Annotated in this window: 2 protein-coding genes; both read left to right on the plus strand. The window is 66.5% G+C overall.

The features are described from left to right. The first annotated feature begins 35 nt into the window (after positions 1 to 35). The gene (locus AB0A90_RS34690; protein WP_357256201.1) at positions 36 to 5,372 is read left to right on the plus strand and encodes a type I polyketide synthase; all 5,337 of its coding nucleotides are present in this window, start codon (positions 36 to 38) and stop codon (positions 5,370 to 5,372) included. Further along, on the plus strand, positions 5,369 to 6,627 hold a 1,259-nt coding region (locus AB0A90_RS34695; RefSeq protein ID WP_357256203.1), incomplete at its 3' end, for a beta-ketoacyl synthase N-terminal-like domain-containing protein. The genes AB0A90_RS34690 and AB0A90_RS34695, both read left to right, overlap by 4 nt.

Genomic DNA, 6,627 nt, shown 5'->3' on the forward strand with positions numbered 1-6,627 from the left:
CGTGGCCGGATACGGGTCGTCCATGGCGGGTGGGGGTGTCGTCGTTCGGGATCTCCGGCACGAATGCCCACGTCATCCTCGAAACCGCCCCCGAAAACAGCAACACCGTGTCAACGGAGGATGGCACCGGCGGCCATGATCTAGTCGACACGGATACCGGACCAGTCGTCGTCACGGCCGCGGGCCCATCCGTGACGCCATGGGTGCTGTCGGCCCGCACGCCCCTGGCGTTGCGGGCGCAGGCCGCCCAACTGGGCGACTACGTTACCGCCGCAGATGACCTCCGCCCGTTGGACGTGGGTCATTCGCTGGTAACGACGCGGGCGCTGCTGGAGCACCGCGCGGTCGTCGTCTCCGCCAGCCGGGAAGGGCTGTTGGCCGGATTGAAGGCGGTGGCCGCCGGTGATCTCGTACCTGGTGTGGTCCACGGTCGTGGCATGGCCGACCCTCAAACCGTCTTCGTGTTTCCTGGTCAGGGTGCGCAGTGGGTCGGCATGGCCCTTGACCTGCTGGACAGCTCGTCAGTGTTCCGCGACCACCTCCTCGCGTGCGAGCGTGCACTCGCACCCTTCGTGGATTGGAACCTCCTGGAGGTCCTGCGGGGAGCGCCGGAAGCGCCGTCGCTGGAGCGGGTAGACATCGTCCAGCCCACGCTGTTCGCCGTCATGACCTCACTCGCCGAGTTGTGGAAGGCATACGGCGTCACTCCCTCCGCAGTGGTAGGTCACTCTCAGGGGGAGATCGCCGCAGCCTATGTGGCGGGTGCATTGACACTCGACGACGCCACCCGGGTCGTTGCGTTGCGTAGCCAAGCCATCGCAACCATCGCTGGCAACGGTGGAATGCTGTCCCTCGCGTTGTCCGCCGAGCAGGTGCGTCAACGCCTGACAGCATGGAACGGCCGCATCAGCGTCGCCGCGATCAATGGTCCGGCGTCGTGTGTGGTATCGGGCGATGGTGATGCATTGGATGAACTTTTGCGGGCGTCCGAGGCTGACGGTGTTCGGGCCAGAAGAATAGCGGTCGATTACGCCTCACATTCTCCGCACGTGGAGGCAATTCGCGATCGGCTATTGGAGGCGTTGCGTGACATCACTCCTCGGGCGGGTCAGATTCCATTCTTCTCGACCGTGACTGGTGAGTGGGAGGACACCACCGGGCTGGATGCGGGCTACTGGTACCGGAACTTGCGGGAGCCGGTGCGGTTCGAAACGGCGATGCGGGCGCTGTTGGGTCAGGGGCACCGAGTATTCGTCGAGGCCAGCCCGCATCCGGTGTTGACTGTGGGTGTCCAGGAGACGATCGACGATGTTGGTATGGGGGCGGTGGTACTGGGGTCGCTGCGTCGGGACGACGGCGGCCTCGCCCGATTCACCACTTCCTTGGCGGAGGCGTTTGTCCACGGGGCCGAGGTGGACTGGGCGGCGTTCGCCGGGCCCGATGCTCGACGGGTGCACTTGCCCACCTACGCGTTCCAACGGGAACGTTATTGGCTCGCTCCTGCCAGCTCGGCTGGCGGCGATCCACGGCGGCTGGGCCTGGGCGGGGTGGAACACCCGCTGCTGGGCGCAACAATCGCGTTGGCGGACGGGCAAGGAGTCCTACTGACCGGCCGGCTGTCGTTGCAGACACATCCGTGGCTGGCCGACCACGCAGTGGCCGGAGTGAGGCTGCTGCCCGGGACCGCGTTCGTCGAACTAGCCATCCGGGCCGGCGACGAGGTGGGTTGCGGCCGCGTCGACGAGCTGACCCTGGAGGTGCCGCTGCTACTACCCGAACGGGGTGGTGTCGCAATACAGGTCCGGGTCGGCCCAGCCGATGACGCCGGCCGCCGGACAATCAGCATCCACTCCCAACCTGACGACAGCCAAGAATGGACACAACACGCCACCGGCGCCCTAGCCACGACTACCGCAACGGACGCCGACCGGCTAACAGTCCCAACCGACCTGAGCTCATGGCCCCCCGCCGGGGCCACGCCGATCGACGTAACCGATCACTACCAAAAAATGGCCCAATTCGGATACGCGTACGGGCCTACCTTCCACGGACTGCAAGCGGCGTGGCAACGCGGCGACGACATTTTCGCCGAAGTCGCACTACCACAGGACGCAGCCAGAGAAGCCGGACGCTACGGCATCCACCCCGCCCTTCTCGACGCCGCCCTACACGCCGTCGCGCTCGGGACCTTCTTCCACACCCCCGGACAGGTACGGCTGCCGTTCGCATGGACAGGACTATCGCTGCTCGCCTCAGGACCCACCGCCCTGCGGGTGCGGATCTCACCGCACGGGCCCGACGCCGTTGCCGTCGCCGTCGCCGACAGCGCCGGCAAGCTCGTGGCCACTGCGGAATCCCTGGTGGTGGCACCTGTCTCCACAGACCAGCTCGAACAGATCCTGGCAGGGGAGCGTCGAAGCCTGTTCCGGATCGATTGGCTTGCAATACCTGCTCCCGATAAGCCGGTCACCGGCCGATGGATGATCCTCGGCGACGACCCCCTGCACATGGCCGCAAGACTGCGGGGCGAAGGCGCCACCGTGGACGGGTATCCGGACCTCGCCACCGCCGCACAGACCATCAACGAACACGGGCCAACCCCCGACGTTCTGGTCCTCACCTACGGCGGCGATCATGTCGCCGAAGACGGCCACAGCGGCAACGGCACCGGAGACAGCCAGACCGACGGTGGCATCGCCGAGCGGACGCGTACCCGCCTAGCGCAGGTGCTCACGACCCTGCAGGCGTGGCTGACGGACGACCGATGGCACTCGTCCCAATTAGTCGTCCTGACACATAAGGCCGTGCCCGCCGGGCTACAACGGCACGGAGTCGATGCAACCCAGGCGGCCGTATGGGGCCTGATGCGCTCAGCCCAGGCGGAACACCCAGGCCGTATCGTCCTCGTCGACATCGACAACTCCGCCAGCAGCGCCGCGCTGCTCACGGTGCTCGACGGCGGGGAACCGCAGGTCGCCATCCGCGACGGCCGGCTGCTGGCGCCCCGTCTCGCCCGGACGGGTTCGGACATGCTGGTACCCCCGAACGGGGCTCCATGGCGCCTGGACATCCAGGCGGCCGCCGGCACGATGGAGGGCTTGTCGCTCGTGGCCTGCCCCCAAGTGACCGAGCCGCTCGAGCCGGGGCAGGTACGCATCTCCGTGCGCGCCGCCGGGCTGAACTTCCTCGACGCGTTCATCGCCCTGGGACTGCAGCCCGGCAGTAGGCCGTTGGGTAGCGAAGCGGCCGGGGTGATCACCGGTATCGGACCCGACGTGACCGGCCTCACCGTCGGTGACCGCGTGATGGGTTTGGTCCCGCACGCATTCGGGCCGATCGCGGTGACCGACCACCGGCTACTCGTACCCATCCCACGCGGCTGGTCGTTCGAACAGGCCGCGTCGGTTCCGGTGGTGTTCCTGACCGCCTACTACGGACTCTTTGACCTGGCAGGTCTCCAGGCGGGTGAATCCGTACTGGTGCACGCCGCAGCCGGTGGTGTGGGGATGGCCGCCGTCCAACTGGCCCAGCAGGCTGGCGCGCAGGTATTCGGAACCGCCAGCCCCGGAAAGTGGGACACCCTGCGGGCACTTGGGCTAGACGACGCACACATCGCTTCCTCTCGCACCCTGGACTTCGAGCACCACTTCCGCACCCACAGCCAGGCGCAGGGCGTGGACATCGTGCTCAACTCACTGGCCGGAGAGTTCGTGGACGCCTCTGCCCGGCTACTACCCCGAGCCGGCCGCTTCCTCGAAATGGGCAAAACCGACATCCGTGATGCTGATCAGATCGCGGAGCAGTATCCGACGGTGGCCTACCAGGCCTTCGACCTTATGCAAGCCGGGCCAGAGCGCATCCAGCAAATGCTTAGCAACATCATGGAGTTGTTCGAGCAGGGCAGGGTGCGACCGCTGCCAGTGACCTCATGGGACGTCCGTCAGGCCCGCCAGGCGCTGCGCTACCTGAGCCAAGCCCGTCACACCGGCAAAATCGTGCTCTCTGTGCCGGCCCCGCTCGACCCCACCGGGACGGTGTTGGTGACCGGGGGGACTGGCTTGTTGGGTGGGTTGGTGGCGCGGCATCTGGTACGTGGGCTTGGGGTGCAGCGTTTGGTGTTGACGAGTCGCCAGGGAATGCGCGCAGACCGCGCGGCGGCCCTGGTTGACGAGTTGACAGGGTTGGGTGCTCATGTCTCGGTCGTCGCCTGCGACGCGGCGGACCGGGACGCCCTGGCCGAGATGCTCGCGCGGGTCCCGGCCGAGCACCCGCTGACCGGTGTAGTTCACGCGGCGGGTGTGCTCGCCGACGGACTAATCGAGTCAATGACAGATCAGCAGTTGGCACAGGTGCTGCGGCCGAAGGTGGACGCGGCCGTCAATCTGCACGAGCTGACCCGGGACATGGACTTGGGCATGTTCGTATTGTTCTCCTCCGCCGCTGGGGTGCTCGGTGGGCCGGGCCAGGGTAACTACGCGGCGGCAAACGCATTCCTCGACGCGTTGGCCATTCGACGACGCGCAGAGGGGCTGCCTGCCACGTCGATCGCATGGGGTTTGTGGGCTGAGGCGAGCGGGATGACCGCACACCTGCAGCACAGTGATCTGGCACGGATGTCCCGTTCCGGTGTGACGCCGATGTCAACCGAGCAGGCGTTGGCTCTATTCGACGCCGCGGTCGGATCGGGCGAGCCGCTCCTCGTGGCGGCCCGCTGGGACACCAGTCGACTACGTGCCCAAGCCGAGGCCAACGTTCTGCCGGCGATGCTGCGAGGCCTGGCCCGGGGCGCCTTCCGGCCCTCGGTTGCCGCAGCGGCTGATACCTCAGTACTGGTCCGGCGGTTGACGGGTGTGTCGGAGGCCGATCAGCAGCGGGTTCTGCTCGACCTGGTCCGCGGCCACGTGGCGACCGTGCTCGGGCACACCAACCTGGACGCGGTGGATGTGACCCAGGCGTTCAAAGACATCGGGTTCGACTCTCTGACCGCGGTCGAGCTGCGTAACCGGCTCGGAGCCGCTACCGGACTCCGGCTGCCGGCCACCCTGGTCTTCGACTACCCCACGCCCACCGCTCTCGCCACCTACCTACGCGTCGAACTCGCCCCCACCAGTAGCTCGGCGTCCGAGGCAGGGGACGCTGATCCGACCGAAAGTGAACTACAGCGCCGTATCGCAGCCATCCCACTCGCCCAGCTACGCCAAGCTGGCGTCTTGGAGCTGCTAATGCAGCTCGCCCAACCCAATGAGCAGCCAGCCGAAACGGGCAGCACTCCTGCGAGCGCGGTCGCCACAATGGACGTAAGTGACCTCGTGCGGGCAGCCCTCTCCGGCCGCAAAGAGCTAACAGGGCCTGATCACGGAGGCCGGCGATGACAATCCCCACCGAAACGCTCATCGAGGCGCTACGTGCTGCAATGCTCGACGCGGAGCAAATGCGCAGACAGAACCAACAACTGGCCGCAGCCCTGACCGAACCAGTCGCCATCGTCGCCACCGCCTGTCGCCTGCCTGGTGGCGTCGAATCACCCGAGGACCTGTGGCAACTCATCGCTTCCGAAGGCGACGGAATCTCACCGCTTCCCACCGATCGAGGTTGGCAGCAGCCGGCCCCGCCTGGCACCCGTCCGGATCACGTTGATGGACCAGGCTTCCGCGAGGGCGGGTTCATCACGAATGCCGCCGGCTTCGACTCGGCGCTATTCGGGATCTCCGCAGCTGAAGCACTGGCGATGGATCCTCAGCAGCGGCTGCTGCTCGAGACCTCATGGGAGGTGCTCGAACGGGCTGGCATCGGGCCCCGCTCCTTGCGAGGCACTCCAACTGGAGTGTTCATCGGCACGATCGGCACGGACTACGGACGCGACCACCAACATCTGCCGGAGGACGAGGGCTACACGCTGATCGGAAGCGCGACAAGTGTGATCTCCGGCCGAATCGCATACACGTTCGGTCTCGAAGGGCCCGCAGTAACGGTCGATACCGCGTGTTCCTCGTCGCTCGTGGCGCTGCACCTGGCCACACAGGCACTACGGGCCGGCGACTGCACCTTGGCGCTCGCCGGCGGAGTGACCATCGTCGCCAACCCCGAGGTATACGCCAATGGGATCCCACAGCTAGGCGTGGCAAGGGACGGACGCTGCAAGCCGTTTGCCGCTGCCGCTGACGGCTTCGGCCCGGGTGAGGGCGTGGGTGTGCTGTTGGTAGAGCGGTTGTCTGACGCTCGCCGTAATGGTCACCCCATCTTGGCGGTGGTACGTGGCTCGGCTGTCAACCAGGATGGCGCCAGCAATGGGCTCACCGCGCCAAACGGGCCGGCACAGCAGCGTGTGATTCGCCAGGCCCTAGCGAACGCGAGATTGACACCGGATGAGGTGGACGCGGTTGAGGCCCATGGCTCCGGCACACCGCTCGGCGACCCGATCGAGGCCCAAGCCATCATCGCTACCTACGGTCACGATCGTCCTGCGAACCGTCCGTTGTGGTTGGGATCGGTGAAATCAAACATCGGCTACCCCAGAGCCGCATCAGGTGCGGCTGGTGTGATCAAGATGGTGGAGGCGATGCGGCATGGGGTGTTGCCGCGGACGTTGCATGTGGATTCGCCGTCGCCGCATGTGGATTGGTCTGC

Source organism: Micromonospora sp. NPDC049204, from assembly GCF_040647935.1.
Taxonomy (GTDB): Bacteria; Actinomycetota; Actinomycetes; order Mycobacteriales; family Micromonosporaceae; genus Micromonospora.